Annotated in this window: 16 protein-coding genes; 15 read left to right on the forward strand and 1 reads right to left on the reverse strand. The window is 41.6% G+C overall.

Features of this window, described 5'->3' with window-relative positions; all coding sequences use genetic code 11:
- Nucleotides 1-87: 87 nt before the first annotated feature.
- Nucleotides 88-849, forward strand: a complete 762-nt coding sequence (locus METMI_RS0116195) for a Stp1/IreP family PP2C-type Ser/Thr phosphatase (protein ID WP_198007931.1) — start codon at nucleotides 88-90, stop codon at nucleotides 847-849.
- Between the two features lie 51 nt (nucleotides 850-900).
- Complete coding sequence (locus METMI_RS25620; RefSeq protein ID WP_232215241.1) at nucleotides 901-2,526, forward strand: serine/threonine protein kinase; 1,626 nt, start codon at nucleotides 901-903, stop codon at nucleotides 2,524-2,526.
- Between the two features lie 274 nt (nucleotides 2,527-2,800).
- On the opposite strand, the gene METMI_RS0116205 is transcribed toward METMI_RS25620, so the two are convergent.
- Nucleotides 2,801-4,939 carry an AMP-binding protein gene (locus METMI_RS0116205; protein ID WP_019867348.1) on the reverse strand — a complete coding sequence of 713 codons (2,139 nt, stop codon included), beginning with the start codon at nucleotides 4,937-4,939 and terminating at the stop codon, nucleotides 2,801-2,803.
- Nucleotides 4,940-5,646: 707 nt separating this feature from the next.
- Here METMI_RS0116205 and wecA point away from each other — a divergent pair.
- From wecA to METMI_RS24380, 13 genes are all read left to right on the forward strand, one after another.
- Nucleotides 5,647-6,741, forward strand: coding sequence for a UDP-N-acetylglucosamine--undecaprenyl-phosphate N-acetylglucosaminephosphotransferase (gene wecA / locus METMI_RS24365; protein WP_019867350.1), 1,095 nt, complete (start codon nucleotides 5,647-5,649; stop codon nucleotides 6,739-6,741).
- A 49-nt stretch (nucleotides 6,742-6,790) separates the two neighbouring features.
- Nucleotides 6,791-7,876, forward strand: coding sequence for a lipocalin family protein (locus METMI_RS0116220; protein WP_083930368.1), 1,086 nt, complete (start codon nucleotides 6,791-6,793; stop codon nucleotides 7,874-7,876).
- 76 nt (nucleotides 7,877-7,952) lie between these two features.
- Entirely contained in the window at nucleotides 7,953-8,399 is a 447-nt protein-coding gene (locus tag METMI_RS0116225; RefSeq protein WP_040572799.1) for a low molecular weight protein-tyrosine-phosphatase, read from the forward strand.
- 54 nt (nucleotides 8,400-8,453) lie between these two features.
- The gene (locus tag METMI_RS0116230; RefSeq protein WP_019867353.1) at nucleotides 8,454-9,644 is read left to right on the forward strand and encodes a polysaccharide export protein; all 1,191 of its coding nucleotides are present in this window, start codon (nucleotides 8,454-8,456) and stop codon (nucleotides 9,642-9,644) included.
- 130 nt (nucleotides 9,645-9,774) lie between these two features.
- On the forward strand, nucleotides 9,775-12,096 hold the full coding sequence (locus METMI_RS24370; RefSeq protein ID WP_198007932.1) for a polysaccharide biosynthesis tyrosine autokinase: 2,322 nt from the start codon (nucleotides 9,775-9,777) through the stop codon (nucleotides 12,094-12,096).
- 27 nt (nucleotides 12,097-12,123) lie between these two features.
- The gene (gmd, locus tag METMI_RS0116245) at nucleotides 12,124-13,212 is read left to right on the forward strand and encodes a GDP-mannose 4,6-dehydratase (RefSeq protein ID WP_019867356.1); all 1,089 of its coding nucleotides are present in this window, start codon (nucleotides 12,124-12,126) and stop codon (nucleotides 13,210-13,212) included.
- Between the two features lie 225 nt (nucleotides 13,213-13,437).
- Nucleotides 13,438-14,412 (forward strand): GDP-L-fucose synthase, encoded by a 975-nt coding sequence (gene fcl / locus METMI_RS0116250; protein WP_019867357.1) that lies wholly within the window; start codon nucleotides 13,438-13,440, stop codon nucleotides 14,410-14,412.
- A 457-nt stretch (nucleotides 14,413-14,869) separates the two neighbouring features.
- Nucleotides 14,870-16,195: a flippase gene (locus METMI_RS0116260; RefSeq protein WP_029151757.1), complete on the forward strand. Its 1,326-nt coding sequence runs from the start codon at nucleotides 14,870-14,872 to the stop codon at nucleotides 16,193-16,195.
- The gene (locus METMI_RS0116265) at nucleotides 16,185-16,892 is read left to right on the forward strand and encodes an O-methyltransferase (protein ID WP_019867360.1); all 708 of its coding nucleotides are present in this window, start codon (nucleotides 16,185-16,187) and stop codon (nucleotides 16,890-16,892) included. Before METMI_RS0116260 ends, METMI_RS0116265 begins: the two co-directional genes overlap by 11 nt.
- The gene (locus tag METMI_RS0116270) at nucleotides 16,876-17,592 is read left to right on the forward strand and encodes an FkbM family methyltransferase (protein ID WP_198007933.1); all 717 of its coding nucleotides are present in this window, start codon (nucleotides 16,876-16,878) and stop codon (nucleotides 17,590-17,592) included. The genes METMI_RS0116265 and METMI_RS0116270 overlap by 17 nt, the downstream gene beginning before the upstream one ends.
- A gap of 130 nt (nucleotides 17,593-17,722) precedes the next feature.
- Nucleotides 17,723-18,679 (forward strand): hypothetical protein, encoded by a 957-nt coding sequence (locus METMI_RS0116275; RefSeq protein WP_019867362.1) that lies wholly within the window; start codon nucleotides 17,723-17,725, stop codon nucleotides 18,677-18,679.
- A 107-nt stretch (nucleotides 18,680-18,786) separates the two neighbouring features.
- Entirely contained in the window at nucleotides 18,787-19,464 is a 678-nt protein-coding gene (locus tag METMI_RS25625; RefSeq protein WP_019867363.1) for a methyltransferase domain-containing protein, read from the forward strand.
- A gap of 66 nt (nucleotides 19,465-19,530) precedes the next feature.
- On the forward strand, nucleotides 19,531-20,409 hold the full coding sequence (locus tag METMI_RS24380) for a glycosyltransferase (protein WP_040572800.1): 879 nt from the start codon (nucleotides 19,531-19,533) through the stop codon (nucleotides 20,407-20,409).

Raw genomic sequence — 20,409 nt, forward strand, 5'->3', positions numbered from 1 at the left:
GATCTTAAGTCACCGCTTATTTATTTCATGCATTTAAGCAAATTTCTGGCGACAATACTAAAACGCTTTAAAACTAAAGGTAAACCGATGGCAATTGTTGAAGACTATATCATCACTGTCGCATGGGCCAGTGATATTGGCTGCCAACGGCAAAATAATGAAGATGCCTTAGACTATTTTTCACCGACCGGAAATGCCGGGATAGGCTTGGCAATCCTCGCCGATGGGATGGGGGGGCATAGGGCAGGGGAGGTGGCAAGCAAAGAAGCCGTGGAAACTATTGGCGAGCTTTGCCTTGCCAATAACTTCCTAAATCCGCAGCAAACGTTGGTCAATGCCTATTTGGAAGCCAACCAAAGGATTTACCGCCATTCGCTTGATAGTTCCGATTGCCAGGGCATGGGGACTACCGCAACCGCCCTTATGATTGCCAATGGTATGGGGTGTTATGCGCATGTGGGGGATTCCAGGCTTTACCGTATCCGAAACCAGCAGATAGAGCAGATGACCCAGGATCATACCCTGGTTGCCCAAATGCTTGAGTATGGCATGATCACCTTAGAACAGGCCAAAGTCCATCCTAATAGGAATATATTGACCAATGCGTTAGGGACTAACCCGGAGATATTGGTTGACGTTTCTGAAATTCTGTTTCCCATCCAGATTGGTGACACCTACCTATTGTGTTCGGACGGGCTTATCGACAAGGTGACTGACGAAGAAATACGCCTGATCATTGTCAACAATTCTCCCGATGAAGCTTGTTCCGGGCTGATCAAGGCGGCCATAGCCTACGGTGGCGATGACAATATTTCGGTCATTGTGTTGACTGTCCAGAACAGTAATTGAGGGAAAATCACCATGGTTATTCAAGAGCTTGATGATTTATGCATGGGCTGTATGTCCATTAATAAAGCAGGCTCCATCTGCCCCCATTGCGGCTTTGACAATAATACACAGCAGAGCGCTTTGGAACTGCCGTATAGGACTATCCTCCATAAAAAATTTTTGATAGGCCGGGTACTGGGCAAAGGCGGCTTCGGCATCACTTATTTGGCTTTTGATTTAGTCCTGCAAACCGCCGTCGCAATCAAAGAATACATGCCATCCACATTGGTCACCCGGGACGGCAAACGCCCTTTTGTCATAGCGCATTCCGATGATGACCAACTTGAATTTGAGTATGGTTTAAAGCAATTTTTACAGGAAGCGCGTACATTAGCCAAATTCAGCCATGCGAACGTGGTGCGTGTAAGGGAATTCTTCCCGGCCAATAAAACGGCATATTTGGTAATGGATTACTATAAGGGGCTTTCGCTCCAGCATTTTCTCCAACAGAACAACCAGAAACTCTCTGAACAGGAATCTTTACGGATTATGTTGCCGGTTTTAGATGGTCTGGCTCAAGTCCATCAAAAAGGTTTTTTACACCGGGATATCAAACCTGACAATATATATCTGGTTGACAGAAAACATCCTGTGTTGCTTGATTTTGGGGCCGCCCGGAATGCATTCAACCAGAAAAGCCAGTCGCTTTCGGTGATTTTAACGCCCGGTTTTGCCCCGTTTGAACAGTATTTGTCACGCGCCAACTTTACCCCATCGACGGATATTTATTCAGTGGCCGCGACTATTTACTACATGGTCAGCGGTGTCAAACCGCACGAAGCGACAGCGCGATTACAGAATGACCCCATCATCCATTTGGCAAATATGGAACCGTCATTAAGCCCGCAATTTTCCAATTCAATTATGAAGGCGCTATCCGTCTATCCGGAAAATAGGCCGCAGACTATTGAAGAATTTGAGCGGCAACTGACTGAAATACCAACCCAGATCCAGGCATTTAATAAATCGCCGTATAAGTCGGTGTTCGACAGCCCGCCGTCGCCTGTCGAGCCCGAATTGCCCGGGTTGGGTTTGGCGCCTATTGACCCACCTTTTCCCAGGGAGAAAAAATACGAGACCTATTATTGCCCGCACTGTAAAACCAAAAATGTCCTCCGCGAAGGCAAGGTACTTAATGATTCAAAGTGCATCAAATGCCGTAAAACGCCTGGTGAAAAAGTCAAAGAGCCTTTGTCGTTTGCTTTTCTGATCAAAGTAAGCTTGGTGTTGCCATTGGCATTAGGGGCATACCACTTCATTGTTAAGGACGCATTGAAAGGGCCAGAAATAAAGGATTTGACGGCGCCTTTGGCAGCCGGGTCTGCTATGGCTCCCGTCAAGCCAAATTTTCCTGTGCAGGCTGCTGAAGAATCCCCCGGAGCGCTAGAACCCCCCCAACCTGAACCTATCAAGCCATCTGATGACAGCCCTGTAAGGCCATTTGCAAGAGTGCCACCGCCGCCAGTCCGTTCGGATGAAGGCCTACCTAGGTTTGCCCCCCAATTTGCTTTAGAGGCTTGTAAGGGCAAAGCTGCCCATGATGGTTGCGTAGCCAATACCCCGCGCAGAAAATTATCCGGGGTTTGTGAAGAGGTTAGGGGGGAATTGGCTTGCATACCTGGAAGCCCTAATGAATAGCCTCATTGGCAAGCCAAGTGCCATGCCACAGCTCTTAAACAAGTGCTTGCTAACCTCAAATCTCCAGTTGAAGGTGGGTTAGATCGCCGGACGGGTTGTTACCCGTCCGTAACCTTTCAACATACTAAAATGCTACGGACAGGTGGCGCAATCGCCGCTTTACTTCCCGAACCATAATCCGGGTGGTCACCTATGGATAGGCAAAGGTAAGGCGACGCTATGGTTTACGTGGTGAAAAATGCCGGCATCACCGGCATAACTTTTTTACGGGGAATCAACGGGACTTTGCCAATTCTGTCACGGCAGGATAATTGGTTTTCCCTGTTGCCAATACTGGAATTGCTTCGATATAAATAATTTGCTTAGGTAAACAAATTGACGCCACGCCGCTAGACAATGACGCCAATTCACTGGCTGTCGCATTTTTGTGCGTAGTCAGCAAAATAATTTGCTCGCCTTTTTTTGCGTCCGGCAAGCTAATTGCCGCGTGTGCCGCTTCAGGCCATGCATTCGCGGCAATTTGCTCAACGACAGACAATGAAACCATTTCCCCTGCGATTTTTGCAAACCGTTTGCTGCGTCCCCGGATGATAAGGAAGCCTTCATCGTCAATTTCGACAATGTCGCCAGTGTCATGCCATCCCTGGCCATAAACCGAATTGGTCGGTTTCAACGTCCCTGGTTGCTCCACCAGCAAATACCCCAGCATGATATTGGGCCCGTATACGTGCAGCTTACCGGCACCGCTTATGCCTTCAACGGGTTCGAGCCGGTGTTCCATATCCGGCATAAAACGCCCGACTGTCCCCGCCTTACAATCCATCGGCGTATTGACCGCCAACACCGGTGACGTTTCGGTCACCCCGTATCCTTCCAAGATACGGATACCAAATTTTTCCGCCCAGAGCGTACGGGTACTTTCTTGCAATTTTTCCGCACCGGCCACCACATAGCGCAGATTATAAAAATCATAGGCATGGGCTTTTTTGCCGTAAGCGGCGAAAAACGTATTGGTCCCAAACATGATGGTCGCGTTAATCTCATAAGCGATTTCAGGAATGACGCTAAAATGCAGGGGGGTCGGATAAAAAAATGTGTTCATCCCGTTCAGCACCGGCAAGAGCGTGCCTACCGTAAAACCGAAGGAGTGGAACATGGGTAAAAAATTTAGCACCACATCCTGCGGCGTGAAACTGATGCGCGAGGCGATTTGTTTATGGTTTGCCAGAATATTGGAGTGTGATAACACCACGCCTTTGGGCACGCCTTCCGAACCGGACGTAAACAAAACCACTGCCGGACTGTCAGGAGGAAATTGGTCGTGTTTGTACCAAAAATTTGCCGTTTTACTTTGCAAAAAGGCCTTGATTTTGTCGAACTTAGAAATCTGTTGGGCCACATCCTCCAAATACACCAGCTTAATTCGGGAAGCCAGTTGCCCGGCTTCAGCAGATAAATTGCCCAACTCGATAAACCGGTGTGACGTCAACACGGTTTTGACATTGGCAACGGCACATGCGGACATCATCCCCGCCGACCCTGTCGAATAATTCAACATTGCCGGAACCCGTCCGTGCAGTTGCAAACCTAGCACCACGCACAAGGTTTTGCTTGAATTAGGTAGAAAAACGCCCACGTTTTCGCCAGCTTCAGTTAACTCCAACAATGCGTTACCGACCGCAATTGTGCGTGCCAGTAATTGGTCATAACTCAGTGGGATACGCTCCAAATCCTCGGCCACTTTGTGCCGGCCTCCGTGTATGGATCTGGCCTCCAACAAGCTGGCGAAAATGCTCTGCCGATAATGGCTAGTCTTAAACATCATCTCGGTCATGATGTCAGCCAGGATATGCCCGCTGTATTTTCGGCGGTTTTTGCCGCTGAGCCCGCGTTGAGTGTGGATATGTGTCGGGGGCAAGATTTGCAGGGTGATTTTAGGGAACAGGCGTAAACGGAAAATATTACGCAATTTAGAAAAATGCGTGTACTGCGCACCTTCTATCCGTATCGGTAAAATCGCCGCCCCTGATTTGTCCGCCACCATTCCGGTGCCATCATAAATCTTCATTAATGACCCTGTCGCGGTGATTCTGCCCTCAGGGAAAATCACCGTCTTATTGTCGTTCTGCAAATGTAGGATCAGGTTTTTCAGTGATAATGGATGTGTCGGATCCATAGGAAAAACCTTAGATAAGCCTAGGAAGGGTTTTAACCACGAACGTTGGGAAATATGGGTGTTAATTGCAAAGGTAACGTCCTCTGGTAAAAACACACCCAGTAGCAGCGGGTCTAAAAATGACGTGTGGTTGGCGATAATCAAAACCCGGTCGCCCGCTTGGTGATAATTGTCCAAACCTTTAACTTCAACCTTGTAAATCAGTGTCAAGAGCCTATGTAAGAATTTTTTTAGCATTATATTTTCCTCCTGGGGGCATTCTAACAGATATTTTGGGCTGGGTTTTGTCGTCTGGTGCTGGACAGCTTGCGGGAGGAGGGCGCGTCAAAGATTTTTTTGCAGGTAATTCAGTTTTGCTAAATAGCTTTAATAACAATATGTTCTATTGTTATTAAAGCCTTGGGTTGCTGAAAGTTAATAAAAAAGCACGGCCTTTAGCGGAATGGTGTTTTTAGCTTGATGAAATATCAACAGATACCAAGGCACCAATACGGTACCGCCTTGGTGGCTTGCACTGTTGGAAAAGGCCGCTGATTGCCGTAGTGGATTGGCCAATATCCACAAGCCACTTAACGATGATTATTGCCAGTTTATTAGGGCAGAAGAAATTTTGGATTAGTCCACACTTATAAATTTTTTTTATTGATATAAAAAAGAAATTATTAAAAATTAACTTAGCTAAGTTATTAATAATCAATTGAATATTATAAATATAAAAACTTTAGTGAAGCAATTCACATAGATGTAGTGAACCATTGCCTATTATCAATAATGAAACTCTGATATAAAACCACAAAACAAATATGTTTAACGCTTAAATTGCAGTTTCGGATAAGCAAGTGAAAAGTAGGGCCGTTGTTATTTTTAATCAACAGAAGTTAATACTCTGTACCAGGTGCTAAGGATTCGGTTCATAAACGTATTTTTTCGGTAATCAAATATTCATGCCATTATTCCTTTTTCTTACATCGCTGATAGCCGCACTTTTTTTAATCATCCTTTTAATCCCTTATGCTAAAAAAATAAGTTTAGTAGACAGGCCAAACCAAAGAAAACAGCATAAAGATTTGACTCCTCTGATCGGGGGATTAGCAATTTATCTTGCTATGTTAGTTACGCTGTTGGTTAATGATATTCAGCTCCTCCATCAAAAAGAGTTTATCGTGGCGGCAACACTTTTGGTTTGTGTAGGGGTGATTGATGATTACAAAGAACTGAGTGTTAAAACTAGAATAATTGCCCAAATTATAGCGGGGCTTATTATGGCCGAGTTTGCGGAAATAAAGATAACAGAGCTCGGTGATATATTTGGCGCTGGTAGCATTAAACTAGGCGAATTTTCAACGGTATTCACAGTTTTGGCGGTAGTTGGCGGTATCAATGCTTTTAATATGATTGATGGGATTGATGGGTTGGCAGGCACTTTAACGTTAGTGGCAATCACATCAATTGCTATAGTATCGAAGTTATCCCAAAATTGGCCAATCTATTATTTCTGTCTTATTTTGATGGCATCAATCATTGCCTTCTTACTGTTTAATTTACGTATTGCCGGGCGGAAAAGCGCATCAATTTTTTTAGGCGACACCGGAAGCACATTGCTTGGTTTTTCTGTATGCTGGCTCGCGATTTGTGCATCGCAAGGCGAAAACAGAATAATGCCGCCAGTTACTGTCCTATGGTTAACGGCAGTCCCATTTTTTGATTCCATTAGTGTAATGTATCGCCGAATCAAAAATGGACGCTCCCCTTGCTCACCAGACCGCGAACATCTCCACCACTATCTGGCCACATTAGGCTATGGTGTCAATCAAAAATTAATAATCCTTGTCTCTATCGCTGCTATTTTTTCAATTGTAAGTTTATTTACCAGTTTAGTTCTTGTTGTCCCTGAGCAGATACTTTTTTTCACTTTTTTAGGTCTTTTTGCCGGGTACTATTGGTATATAAATAATGCATGGAAAGCAGTGAAAGTAACTGAAATCCAGATGCAGTATCCCGAAATTCAAATAAGAAAAACCGAAGATCTAAGCAATTGATTTTATCGTATAGTTATTTTCGATAATTTGTATTTATAAGCAATAAGTTATGGATAGAAAATATAGGTCACGCCGTAACTATAAAAAGCACCGATTAATGCGCGGGCATTGGGCCATTAAAGTTGTTATTAGCCTTTTGATAGTTGTGGCAATTTGGTTCTATCAAGAAGTGATGCCCCGCAAAACGGCGGCAGTCTGGTTCGAATCAAAGGCGGCATCAAATAACTTAATATCATTACCAAAAGATGATGCCCCCCATCAATCTAAGATGGAGTGGTGGTATTACAATGGCCATTTGATAACTGAATCGGGTAAAAAATACAGTTTTCACGACACTACATTCCTGGTGAATGGAGTGATGAACATGATGGTTAACCATGTTTCATTTGCTGATTACCAGACAGGAAGACATTATATTGATCAACGCAGTGCAGCCGGGAATTTATCAACAGGTTCTGTTAACCATTTTGATTTTATATCGGGTGATTGGAGCATGTCAGGCGGTAATGGGGTTGATAAATTACAAGTATCAACTTCTGACTTCAGTTTTGATTTCCAATTGGTTAGCACACAAGCTCCGGTATTTCATGGCAAAGACGGTGTGATTTCGTTAGGTTCGGCTGGTAGCAGCTACTATTATTCGCGGACTCGAATGGATATTTCTGGAACCGTCAAGATTAATGGGCATACCGAAGTAACCAAAGGGATAGCTTGGTTCGATCACCAGTGGGGGGATTTTTCAACTACTCAACTATCCTGGGATTGGTTTAGCATACAGCTGGATGATGGTAGTGACATTATGCTTTATCAATTGCGTGACAAGTCGCATACACCAATAATCTATACTGGCAGCATTACCAAAAATGGCAAGACTGAAATTCTCGGCATGGAAGATTTTTCACTTAATAAAGCTAAAAGTTGGCTCAGTGACAAAACAGGTGTTAGTTATCCCATTGAATGGCAGCTAAAAATACCGGCTAAGCATATTGATGTGACCACAAGAAGCATCCTAAGCAACAGTGAATTTGATGCCACCTTAACAACCTACAATATTTACTGGGAAGGGGCAATCCAGGTGACAGGAACGCATACCGGAAAAGGCTTTATGGAATTAAGTGGTTATAAGAAACAGTAAAATTGATGAGAATAACTAAAAACCTGTTTTCAAACAATCAGCCAAGGTTATCAACTAAATAATAGGAAATGTTTTTTTGTTTAATAACATTTTAGTAGTGTGTGTCGGCAATATATGCCGAAGCCCTATGGCAGAAGTGCTTTTTAAGGATGCCCTTTTAAAAATTAACCAGAACAATTGCTCTGTCTTATCTGCCGGGATTGGTGCTTTAGTTGGGCATAAAGCGGATGAAAAAGCGGTTAAGCTTATGCTTGCAAGAGGCTTGGATATTTCAGGGCATCGGGCAACCCAATTAAACACACAAATGATCCGGAAAGCTGACCTTATATTGGTTATGGAATTGACCCATAAAATAGACATTGAAAATACAGAACCCAGTGCCAAAGGGAAGGTTTTTAGATTGGGCGAATGGGGTGGTTATGACATTAACGACCCGTACCAATTGGATTTGGCGGCATTTGAGTCGGTTCTGGTACAAATTGACCAGGGTGTCAATCAATGGGTCAAGAAGCTTTACCAGTAATTGCTATATGAATTATCAACTGCGAATAGAACATTGAATACACGGGCACAAAATATGCGGCAAAACTCTTTATTTACCATCTTGTTGATATTAATCAATTTGACTGGCTGTACCGTTATTCCAGGCATGCACATGAGCCAATTTTCCAAGCAGTCCAGTATCGAAATGCCGGTTGAGGAAAAAAATGCAACCACTTTAAAAAAACTGAATATTCATGCCATCACAGCCCAAACGATTGTTGATTTAGAAAAGGACTTTAATAATCGTAGCTTAGGCCCAAATAACGTGGCAAACCGTTATTTCGATTACCGTATAGGTTCCAAAGCCGTAAAAGGGGTTCCTGAACCAGAAAACCATAGCCAATACTTAGTAGGCCCTAGAGATATTCTCAATATCACCGTATGGGAACATCCCGAATTGACTATCCCGGCTGGTGAATTCCGAGCCGCTGAAAGCGCAGGGAACGTGGTTGGCGAAGATGGCAATATTTTCTATCCATATGTTGGAGTAGTTAAAGCGGCTGGTAGAACAGTGGAAGATATTCGGGCGGAATTGACCAATAAATTATCTAGATATATTGAACAAGTCCAATTGGATGTACGGGTGACCGCATACCGTAGCCAACGGGTTTATGTGGTGGGGGAAGTCAAACAACCAGGAATCCAGTTGGTGAAAGATATTCCTCTCACCGTATTGGAAGCCATAAATGGTGCGGGGGGGCTGAGTTCCGAAGCTGACTTACGCAATATTACTCTGACTCGTAATGGAAACACTTATAGCATCAACCTTTTATCCCTCTATGAAGGGGGAAATATTTCCCAAAATGTAATGCTCAAACACGGCGATGTGTTAAACGTACCTGATAATAGTTTAAACAAAATTTTCGTTATGGGCGAAATCGCAAGTGGCTCAAGCAGTTCATTATCAGTAGGAGGTGTCGGGGGGGGGCGTAGCATTCTTATGAACAAAGGACGCATGACTTTGACTGAAGCAATAAGTGATGCAGGCGGCATTAGTCAAATCACCTCTGATGCAGCACGTATCTTTGTTTTTAGAAGTGGGATTAAAAAGCCAGAAATTTATCATTTGAATGCAAAATCGCCGGATGCCCTTTTATTAGCTGATCGCTTCCCTTTGCAGCCACGTGATGTAATTTATATTGATAGGGCTGAAGGCATCCGGTGGAATCAAATCATTGGTGAAATTGCACCCACACTTGCGATGTTAAATATATTTATTCATTAGCAAGGTTAGGAAATTGTAATGCGATAGATATAGTTCCAACCCAATTTATAGTAACGTTCTTAAAGGCTTCAATATTGATTTTCCAATATTTCATAAATATTGCCATATAATTGATATTAAATAAATTTATATGCTAAACAATGGAACAAAAACAGACCACAGCATGAAAAATCATCTTCCAGATATAAATTCCTCTCCGGGTAACTATCAAGCCAACCAAGAAGAGGATGAAATTGATTTAGGAGACTTAATTGCGACTATCCTTGATGGCAAATATCTCATTATTTTTGTTACCTTGGCTTTTTTTGCTGCGGGGATTGCCAAGGCATTGTTAGACACCCCTATTTACAAAGCCGATGGCATGTTGCAAATAGAAGAAAAATCAAACACCCTCGATGCTCTGGAATCGGTAGCTCCTTTATTAGAAAGTAAAGTGCCTGCATTGGCAGAAATAGAAATTATTAAATCCCGCAAGGTGTTGGGGGAGGCCGTTAAAAATCTTAATTTGGAAATTGCTGCTAAACCTAAATATTTTCCAATAATTGGTGAGGCAATCGCCAGACGGTTTCAAAAAAAGAACTTAAGCGGACAAGTGTCCGCACCGCTATTCGGTCAGGATCAATATGCCTGGGGTAGTGAGTCGATAACCATAGATACATTGACTGTGCCTGAGAATTGGATAGGAAAACAGCTAACTTTAGTAGCTGGTGAACAAGGACATTTCAGCTTATTGGATGACGATCAAATAGTGCTTGGGGGAGAAGTTGGAAAACCAATAGTCAAAAATTTAGATGGAAGTCAGGAAACGTTTACCCTATTTGTATCGCTAATAAAAGCCCGTCCTGGCACTCAATTCACTGTGATTAGGCTATCATTAACCAGTGCGATTGATAACCTGCAAGAGAATTTGACTGTTTCTGAAAAAGGAAAAAGCACAGGGATCCTGAGTTTTACCTTGGAGTCTGCCAATCCAATAATGGCAATGAAGACGCTTAATGAAGTGGCCAATATTTATGTGCGGCAGAATGTTGAACAAAAATCTAAAGAAGCCCAAAGCACCCTTGAATTTCTGGATAAACAACTGCCCGTCATTAAAGACCAATTGGAGGCGTCCACAGCAGCCTTAAATGAATTTAGAACCAACAAAGGCTCAATTGACCTGGATATAGAAACACAAAACGTTTTAAGCGGTGTGGTTGAAATAAAAACCCAAATTACATTGTTGCAGCAAAAAAGGGACGAATTACGCGGGAAATTTACCGAATCACATCCGACAGTCATAGCAATTGATAAACAAATCGCTAGGCTGCAAACGCAAATGAATGCAAACGATAAAAAAATCGAAGCATTGCCTGAAACCCAACAGGTCATCTTAAGATTATCCCGCGACGTAAAAGTTAGCACCGAGCTGTACACCACATTGCTCAACAACGCACAAACTTTAAGAGTCGCCAAAGCTGGTACCGTTGGCAATGTAAGGGTTATTGACGAAGCGGTATTACCCACCGATCCGATTAAGCCTAAAAAATCTTTAATTGTTGCAGTGGCGTTAATGTTAGGGCTAATTGTTGGCCTGGTTGTGGTCTTTATCCGTAAAGCAATGCATCGTGGAATTGAAGACCCTGATCAAATCGAAAAACAACTCAATATTCCGGTTTATGCCACCATCCCCCATAGTGATGGCCAAGCAAAACTCAGTGAGAAAATAAAAAAACTAGGCAAAAAGCCGCTCAATGAGGTGGGTATCTTAGCGTTGGACAACAAAGAAGACTTGGCGATAGAAAGCTTGAGAAGTTTGCGCACTACCTTGCATTTTGCTTTTTTGGAAGCGCAGAACAACGTTATCATGATTACCGGCCCTAGCCCGGGTGTAGGCAAGTCATTCGTTTGTCTTAACCTAGCCACTGTACTGGCCGATGCCGGGAAAAGAATCATGTTAATTGACGGTGACTTACGAAATGGCGTTATTAACAGATCCTTAGGGTTAAACAGGGAGGATGGGCTATCAGACCTAATCTCTAATGCCATTGCTTTAGATAAGGCAGTCCACCATATACTAGAGGCCAATATCGACTTTATACCAACAGGTTCCATTCCTCCTAACCCATCAGAATTATTGCTGCACGAGCGTTTCGGGCAGTTATTGGAAACGCTTAGCAAAAAATATGACCATATTATAATCGATTCGCCACCTATATTGGCAGTTACGGATGCTTGCATTATCGGCCGTATGTCAAGTGCAACCTTAATGGTAGTAAAAGCTGGCCAACATCCGATGCGTGAGCTTGAGCAAAGTGCCAAACGCCTTGTTCAGGCTGGGATACACATGAAAGGCATTATCTTTAACGACCTGCCACGAAAATCCTCAAGATATGGATATGGATATGGATATGGATATGGATATGGATATGGAAAATATGTGTACCGATACAATTATCAAAGATCCAACTAAATTTTCATTCCGAGACTTAACCATAAAATGAATAAAGTAGCCCTAATTACTGGCATTACTGGACAAGATGGTGCTTACTTGGCAGAGTTTTTACTCAACAAAAATTATATTGTCCATGGTATTAAACGCCGTTCATCGCTATTTAATACAGACCGCATTGATCACTTGTACCAAGACCCCCATGTATCCAATCGAAATTTTGTGCTGCATTACGGTGATTTGACCGATTCCACTAACCTCATCCGTATCATTCAGCAGGTGCAGCCGGATGAAATTTATAACTTGGCGGCGATGAGCCATGTGGCCGTCAGTTTTGATACCCCGGAATATACCGCTAACGCTGATGGCATAGGCACGTTACGCATCTTAGAAGCTATCCGTCTGCTTGGGCTAGAAAAGAAAACCCGTTTTTATCAAGCTTCCACCTCAGAGCTTTATGGTTTGGTGCAGGAAATACCACAAAAGGAAACTACCCCTTTTTATCCGCGCAGCCCCTACGCAGTTGCCAAATTGTATGCGTATTGGATTACGGTCAATTACCGGGAAGCTTATGGTATTTATGCTTGTAACGGCATTTTATTCAACCACGAATCCCCCATTCGTGGGGAAACATTTGTTACCCGCAAAATCACCCGTGCTTTAGCTAGAATAAAACTGGGTATGCAGGATTGCCTTTATCTAGGAAATTTAAGTGCCTTACGCGATTGGGGGCACGCCAAAGACTATGTTGAAATGCAATGGTTAATGTTGCAACAAGAAACGCCCGATGATTTCGTTATTGCTACCGGTGTCCAGTATTCAGTCCGCGACTTTATTAATTTTGCAGCGGAAGAATTGGCTATCAAGCTTCGTTGGGAAGGTGAAGGTGTTGATGAAAAAGGCTATTGCACAGAAACTGGAAAATGCCTTGTGGCGGTTGACTTCCGTTATTTTAGGCCAACCGAAGTTGAGACCCTGTTAGGTGACCCGACTAAAGCCAAAGAAAAATTAGGATGGTTGCCTAAAATTTCCCTTAAAGAATTAGTTGCAGAAATGGTTAATGCCGACCTTAAATCCGCCCAACGGGATGAGTTATGCAATCGGGAAGGTTTCAAAACGTTTGAATATAACGAATAAGCAATAATTATTGGGTGGTGGGGCATCTGTGATTTAACAATGTAGGGTGGGCAAAGCCTTTCTGCCCACCGTTTGCCAGTAAAAAGTTGTGCTCTCAGGGCATAAACGCAAACGGCAAGGCTATTTTTGCCCACCCTACAAATATTGTTCAACAAACCTACAGATTTACCTGCCCGCAGTCACCGATTATTGGATACCTAAGCTAAAGCTAACAAGAGATAGTCTATGGAAATTAATGTAATCCCAGCCATCATCAACCAAATCACAAAGATATTTGTTGCGGGTCACAATGGTTTGGTGGGTTCAGCAATCATTAGAAATTTGCACAGCAAAGGCTATCAAAATATTGTCACTCGGACACGGCAAGACCTTAATTTGATGGATAAAGCCGCAGTTGACCGTTTTTTTTATCAGGAAAAACCTTCGGTAGTCATAGATGCTGCCGCTAAAGTAGGCGGAATTCATGCAAATAACAGTTATCCAGCGGAATTTATCTACGACAATCTCAGTATTCAAAACAACCTGATTGATGGTGCCTACCGTGCTGGTGTGCAAAAATTTGTTTTTCTGGGATCTTCCTGTATCTACCCTAAAATGGCTGCCCAGCCCCTAAAGGAGGAATACCTTTTAACAGGTGACTTAGAGCCAACCAACGAATGGTATGCCATCGCTAAAATTGCCGGTATCAAAATGTGTCAGGCCTATCGAAAACAATACGGATTTGATGCCATCAGCTTGATGCCCACCAATCTCTACGGCCCAGGTGATAATTTCGACCTTCAGAATTCCCATGTACTGCCCGCTTTGATTAGAAAATTCCATGAGGCCAAAATTAACAAGGATTCTACCGTAACGATCTGGGGTACGGGCACACCAAAACGCGAGTTCCTCTATGTTGATGACATGGCAGATGCCAGCGTTTTTTTACTGGAAAACTATTCGGATGCAGAAATTGTAAATGTGGGTACTGGGGAAGATATATCCATTAAAGAATTAGCGCAATTAGTACAAGATGTCGTTGGATTTAATGGTCAGATCGATTTTGATGCAAGTAAACCAGATGGGACGCCTCGAAAACTATTGGATGTAAGCAAATTACAAAGTCAGGGCTGGGAAGCCAAAACAGACTTGGCAAAAGGGATACAACACACCTACGACTGGTATTTGATTAATCAACAGCTTCTTAGAACTGAAAAGTAAACGACTTAAACGCTTGTCGCGCAACAAAACGAACTTCAGTATATTGGAAGGCTTTTTAAGTGAGCTCTGAAAGAAAACATTACTATTCTAGATGTGCTGGAAAGTGAAAGTATCAAGCTAGCATGTTTGGGTCTTCTTTTAGTGACAGCTTTTATGTACGAAAAACAGAAGGCGAGGCTGTAAGGATTGAGAAAGGTATAGGACATACGACAAAATTGAAAGCGTTAAAACTTATCCAACAAGGCACGGATATTGAAAACATCGAGGTAATGCAGGGTTGGCATCACTGTGATAGAAGACCTTATTTGCACCGAATAATATAGAGGTTTGACCTCTTTCTTTTTTATACGCAGCGAATCGGAATATAAGTAATGTGTACAAAAATAGGATCTGACCATTTTTTTTATCTTCAAGTACCCGAAATTTGGATGGCAAAGTCTATTTTGGGTAGTTCATTGTGTTGACACGCATCAAGCAAATTACCCACACAGCCAAAACGCATCAAGGCTTCCGCCGCTATTTTGCCAATACATCCTGGATGTTTGCCGAGCAGATAATGCGCATGGTTGCCGGAGTGCTGGTGGGTGTCTGGGTTGCGCGTTATCTGGGGCCAACCCAGTTTGGTGTGTTTAGTTATGCCCTCGCTTTTACTACCTTATTCAGCAGCATTGCCAAGTTAGGGCTGGACAGCATAATTGTTCGCGATCTGGTGCGTGATCCTAGCCAGCGTGACCTCTATATGGGTACGGCATTCTGGTTAAAAGTGGGCGGTGCGGTTGCCATGCTTGGAGTTATTGTGCTTATCACGCAACTGACTCCAAATGACCCTACCACAGAACTTTATATTTTAATCATCGCCAGCGGAACCATCTTTCAATCGTTCGAGGTGGTCAATTTTTACTTTCAATCCAGGGCGCTTTCAAAATTTGTTTCAATCTGCAAGCTGACACAACTTCTAGTGTCCTCGCTGTTGAAAATATATTTCGTCCTTACGGGAGCGGGTTTGTTTTGGTTTGTGATTGTCAGCCTTATCGATCAGGCCACGGTTGCGGTGTCGCTTTACATCGCTTATCGATACCAAAAACTCGGAAGCTTTTTTCGCCGTTTTGATATGGTCATGGCCAAGCGGCTGCTTAAGGATAGTTGGCCGCTGATTCTGAGTGGTCTGGTCATCATGATTTATATGCGTATCGACCAGATCATGATCAAAGAAATGCTGGGCGAAAAAGAAGTAGGTCATTATTCCGCAGCAGTGAGGTTAAGCGAGGTGTGGTACTTTATTCCGGTGATTATCACCCAATCTCTTTTTCCCGCCATAATTAGTGCCAAAAAGTCAAGTGAAAGACTTTATCATGCAAGGTTGCAAAGGTTATTTACTTTTCTGGTATGGATAGGAGTGGCTCTTGCCTTGCCAATGACTTTTTTGAGTGATTGGCTGATAATTCTGCTATATGGCGAGGCCTATAAAGAAGCAGGCCAGGTTCTTATGATACATATATGGGCAAGTATTTTCGTATCTCTGGGGGTTGCAAGTAGTAGTTGGTTTACAAGTGAAAATTTACAACGGTATTCATTTTATAGAACATTTTGGGGGGCGATCATAAACGTTGTGCTGAACTTGGGCCTTATACCAATTTATGGTTTAGTGGGCGCTGCAATGGCTACTGTTTTTAGCTATATGGTCGCTGGACTTGCATTTGATATGTGTAGCAAAAAAACAAGGGGTATGTTTTTTATGAAGGTCGGGGCATTTATGTTGAAAGGGGTAAGAAGTGGTTATTAAGAAAATTATTTCAAAGTGTATTTCTGTATTGTTGCCAGTCTCCATTAAGAAACAGTTAGTAAATTTTCGCATTCTTGCTATAAGGTATGGTCAGTTTAAAACTATTCGCCAGTGGGAATGTGTTGACATTACGAACGCCAAGATACCGTGGTACACATATCCAGCCATAGAGTATTTAGACAACATTGATTTTAGCAACAAGATTGTTTTTGAATACGGTAGCGGTAACTCTTCCTGTTATTGGGCAAAAAAAGCTAGGTCGGTATTTTCTGTAGAGCATAACAAAGATTGGTATGAAAAAATAAAAAAGGACGTGGCAATAAATCAGAAAATTTATTTTTGCGAAAATGAAAATGAATATTTGGATGCAATAAATAAAATACCAGAAAAATTTGACGTGATAATTATTGATGGGATATACCGAGAAAAATGTGCCCAAATAGTTCAAGAGCATCTTTCGGATAGCGGGATTGTCATTCTTGATAATGCAGATTGGTACAAAGAAACTTCAAGTTTTTTAAGGGAAAAGTTGGATTTATTGGAGATAGACTTTCATGGTTTTGGGCCGATAAACAATTATACTTGGACGACAAGCATTTTTTTTACGAGAAATGCTAGATTTCGACCGTTAAATAATTCACAGCCACATTATTCTAAAGCTGCAGTTGAGAATAGTCATTATGAAAAGTTTAATTAAGAGTCTTATTCCTAATCGATTATTGAAATTAATTATATTTATTAGAAATAATTATTTCGATGGCTATTCAATCAAATCCTATTCGCAAGAAGGCGAGGACATGATATTGATGCGTATCTTTGGAAAGCAGCAGATTGGCTTCTACGTCGATGTTGGTGCACACCACCCCTTTAGATTCTCGAATACATATTTCTTTTATAAACAAGGCTGGAAAGGAATCAACATAGATGCTATGCCAGAGAGTATGAAGCTATTTCAGAAATTTAGACCGAGAGATATCAATTTAGAAATACCAATTAGCAATAATGATCGATTGTTGACCTACTATGCGTTTAATGAGCCTGCATTAAACGGATTTTCGAGAGAGTTATCGAAGGTACGAGATGGAAATAACGGGTATTTTATCCAACAAGAGATAGAGCTACAAACTTCAAAGCTTTCTTCTGTACTGGATAAGCATTTGCCAAATGGAGTGGAAATAGATTTTCTAAGCATCGATGTTGAAGGCTTGGATTTGGACATTTTGCATTCAAACGATTGGAATAAATACAAACCAAGAATTATTCTCGTCGAAATTTTGGGAAGCTCATTGTCTGAAATTGAGAATAGTGAATTTGCGATTTTCTTGAAGAAATATAGCTACATTGTGTTTGCAAAAACTATGAATACAGTTATTTTTATCCAAGAAACTGTGAGTTGAAGCAATCCAATTTATGAAACAATAGATTGATAATAGCTAGTGTTATATATGGAGTATGGAATAAATGGGTACACTCTACAAAGGCAATGAATGTGATTGTTTGATAGCTCTTCTAGTTTGTGAGGCTTGAATGAGATACTCTGTAACTGTGGATGTTCCCATATTACTGGTCATTTTCAACAGGCCAGATACTGTTGCGAAAGTAATGGGCGTACTTCGCAAAATAAAACCAAAATACTTGTATGTTGCAGCTGATGGGCCAAGAGCTACTAGACCCGATGAGAGATCAAAAACTGAAGCTGCAAGGGAAATAGCTATATCGATCGATTGGTCGTGCGAAGTTAAAACTCTATTTCGTGAAGAGAATATGGGTTGTCGCCGCGCCGTTAGCGGAGCTATTGATTGGTTTTTTGAACATGTTGAAGAGGGCATTATTCTGGAAGACGATTGCGTACCAGATCCTAGCTTTTTTCGGTACGCAAATGAATTACTAGCTCGTTATCGTAATGACACCCGAATCATGGCGATTTCTGGCGATAATTTCCATGGTTCGGTACATCAATCACCATACAGTTATTTTTTGAGTCGCTATCCTCACTGCTGGGGATGGGCAAGTTGGCGGCGAGCTTGGAAATTATATGACCGTGATATGTCCCTTTGGCTCGCTTTGCGCGATTCAGATTGGCTACTCGATATTGGTGTTGGCAGTAGGCAATTTCAACGTTATTGGACTGATATTTTTGATCGTTCTTATGCGGGCGAGATTGATTCATGGGCTTATCGCTGGACTTTTACATGCTGGGCACAAAATGGCCTAACCATATTGCCGATCCGTAATTTGGTGAAAAATATAGGCTTTGGTGAAGACGCTACACATACCAAGGGAAGTAAACGCTTGGAATCCAAATTAGAACTCGAGTCACTTGATTTTCCGCTTTCTCATATTCCATATATGACTAGGGACGTTGCAGCAGATAAGTGGACAGATCGCCATGTGCTTGGAATAAGCAGATGGTCATCTTTGAAAAATTTAGTTTTTAAAGTACCCTGTGTTCATGGAATTAAAGTATTTTTACGCGGACAATGAACTTATCAGTTTTATTTCCGCCAAGAATGATTATCATTTTTTTCTAAAAGACATCACCATTCTCATAGTTTATTTATTTTGTCTGAATTTAGATAGAAGGTAGAAAGATGCAACTAAAATATTATCTATCACAAGAAGTCGCTGTATATAAAAAAATAGCAAATAAAGTAGCCAAGCTGATTCAGGTCGCGGGATTAAAAAAGAAATATTATCGAACCCCCAAAGAAATGGAGCATTTTTTCTTTTCTTTAGCGGTTATCAGACCAAGTGTGACTCTTGATATCGGGTCTGGACCTGAACCTAAAAACCCGTTCAATGCTGATAAAGTTTATGGTGCAGACTTGCGGGAAAATAAAGAAAAAGGAGTGGTATTTTCTGACTTTTCTTCTGGTTACTTGCCATTTGCGAATGATTCATTTGACTACATTACAGCTTATGACGTATTGGAGCATATACAGCGAGTTTCTATAGTAAATGGCGTAACACATTTTCCATTTATTCAATTAATCAACGAAATATTTCGTGTACTAAAACCGAATGGTATATTTTTTAATAGTCAACCTTGCTTTCCTTCTAAGGAAGCATTTCAAGATCCGACTCATGTAAATATTATGACCGAAGATACTCTCTATCTATATTTTTGCAAACCGGCATGGGCACGGATATATGGCTTTGAGGGTTCTTTTGAAATGATCAACGATGGATGGGTTCGAGGTTCATATTTTTCTTTCATGAAAAAATCATTTAATCATCCAATTAAAAACCTTGGTTTTATACAAAAATAACCGTGTTTTTTGTCAATAATTACGTCGTTATATAATTTGCCTCACACGAACTTTTTAAAATATAAAATGAAAACGACTAATCGAACTTTAACTGTAATCCTTCATTATGGATCAGAAGTATATACATGGAACTGTGTTAGATCAATTCTCGAATGTGATTTTGTAGATATATTGATAGTAGACAATGATCCTTATCAGAATTTGGAAATACCTTTTGAGTTTTTGCCAAGGGTTAAACTCTTTAGGACAGGTGGGGTTTCTAGTTTTGCCGCAGCAAATAACATGGGGGTTAATTTTGGTAGAAAAAAAAATCATGATTTTGTTTTGATATTGAACAATGACACAATTGTCTTAGAAAATGCTTTACAAGAGTTGTTAGCCGTTTTAAATAGAAATGATGTTGGTGTTGTGGGGCCTTGTATGCCGTTTGCAGATGAGCCAACGAAAATTTGGGCTTGTGGTGGCACAATTAACAGACTCCGAATTAGTATATATGGTATTGACACACAGCGTGGAGTTGATCCTTATGATGTGGATTATCTACCTGGCGCGGCAATTGTTTGCAAACTTTATGTTTGGGATTTGGTTGGAGGTCTGCCGGAAAAATATTTCTTAGCCTACGAGGAAGCGGAGTTTGCCCTAAGAATAAAAGCTTGTGGTTATCGGGTCATGGTATTACCAAATGCACGCATACTACATCACGTTGGTATATCATCTGATTCCCAGCCGATGTATATTTATAATACTGTTAGAAATAGAATTAAATTCGGTCAGTATCTATTTGGACATAATATTGGCTTTTTGTTAGCTATGATTTTTACGATGCGCGTAATGCTGAAATCAAGATATGGATATAAGTTGTGGGCGCAAGCTTTAGTAGATGAGATTATTGGTAAGCCTTTAGACAGGGCCATTCTTCAACGAATTAAAAATCGTTACGTTTGA

The organism is Methylovulum miyakonense HT12 (assembly GCF_000384075.1).
GTDB classification, from domain to species: Bacteria; Pseudomonadota; Gammaproteobacteria; order Methylococcales; family Methylomonadaceae; genus Methylovulum; species Methylovulum miyakonense.

What these genes read in the sequence shown, in the direction of transcription:
- METMI_RS0116195 (WP_198007931.1), top strand. Translation starts at nt 88, where the DNA reads ATGGCAATTGTTGAAGACTATATCATCACTGTCGCATGGGCCAGTGAT.
- METMI_RS25620 (WP_232215241.1), top strand. Translation starts at nt 901, where the DNA reads ATGTCCATTAATAAAGCAGGCTCCATCTGCCCCCATTGCGGCTTTGAC.
- METMI_RS0116205 (WP_019867348.1), bottom strand. Translation starts at nt 4,939, where the DNA reads ATGCTAAAAAAATTCTTACATAGGCTCTTGACACTGATTTACAAGGTT.
- wecA (WP_019867350.1), top strand. Translation starts at nt 5,647, where the DNA reads ATGCCATTATTCCTTTTTCTTACATCGCTGATAGCCGCACTTTTTTTA.
- METMI_RS0116220 (WP_083930368.1), top strand. Translation starts at nt 6,791, where the DNA reads ATGGATAGAAAATATAGGTCACGCCGTAACTATAAAAAGCACCGATTA.
- METMI_RS0116230 (WP_019867353.1), top strand. Translation starts at nt 8,454, where the DNA reads ATGCGGCAAAACTCTTTATTTACCATCTTGTTGATATTAATCAATTTG.
- METMI_RS24370 (WP_198007932.1), top strand. Translation starts at nt 9,775, where the DNA reads ATGCTAAACAATGGAACAAAAACAGACCACAGCATGAAAAATCATCTT.
- gmd (WP_019867356.1), top strand. Translation starts at nt 12,124, where the DNA reads ATGAATAAAGTAGCCCTAATTACTGGCATTACTGGACAAGATGGTGCT.
- fcl (WP_019867357.1), top strand. Translation starts at nt 13,438, where the DNA reads ATGGAAATTAATGTAATCCCAGCCATCATCAACCAAATCACAAAGATA.
- METMI_RS0116270 (WP_198007933.1), top strand. Translation starts at nt 16,876, where the DNA reads ATGAAAAGTTTAATTAAGAGTCTTATTCCTAATCGATTATTGAAATTA.
- METMI_RS0116275 (WP_019867362.1), top strand. Translation starts at nt 17,723, where the DNA reads ATGAGATACTCTGTAACTGTGGATGTTCCCATATTACTGGTCATTTTC.
- METMI_RS25625 (WP_019867363.1), top strand. Translation starts at nt 18,787, where the DNA reads ATGCAACTAAAATATTATCTATCACAAGAAGTCGCTGTATATAAAAAA.
- METMI_RS24380 (WP_040572800.1), top strand. Translation starts at nt 19,531, where the DNA reads ATGAAAACGACTAATCGAACTTTAACTGTAATCCTTCATTATGGATCA.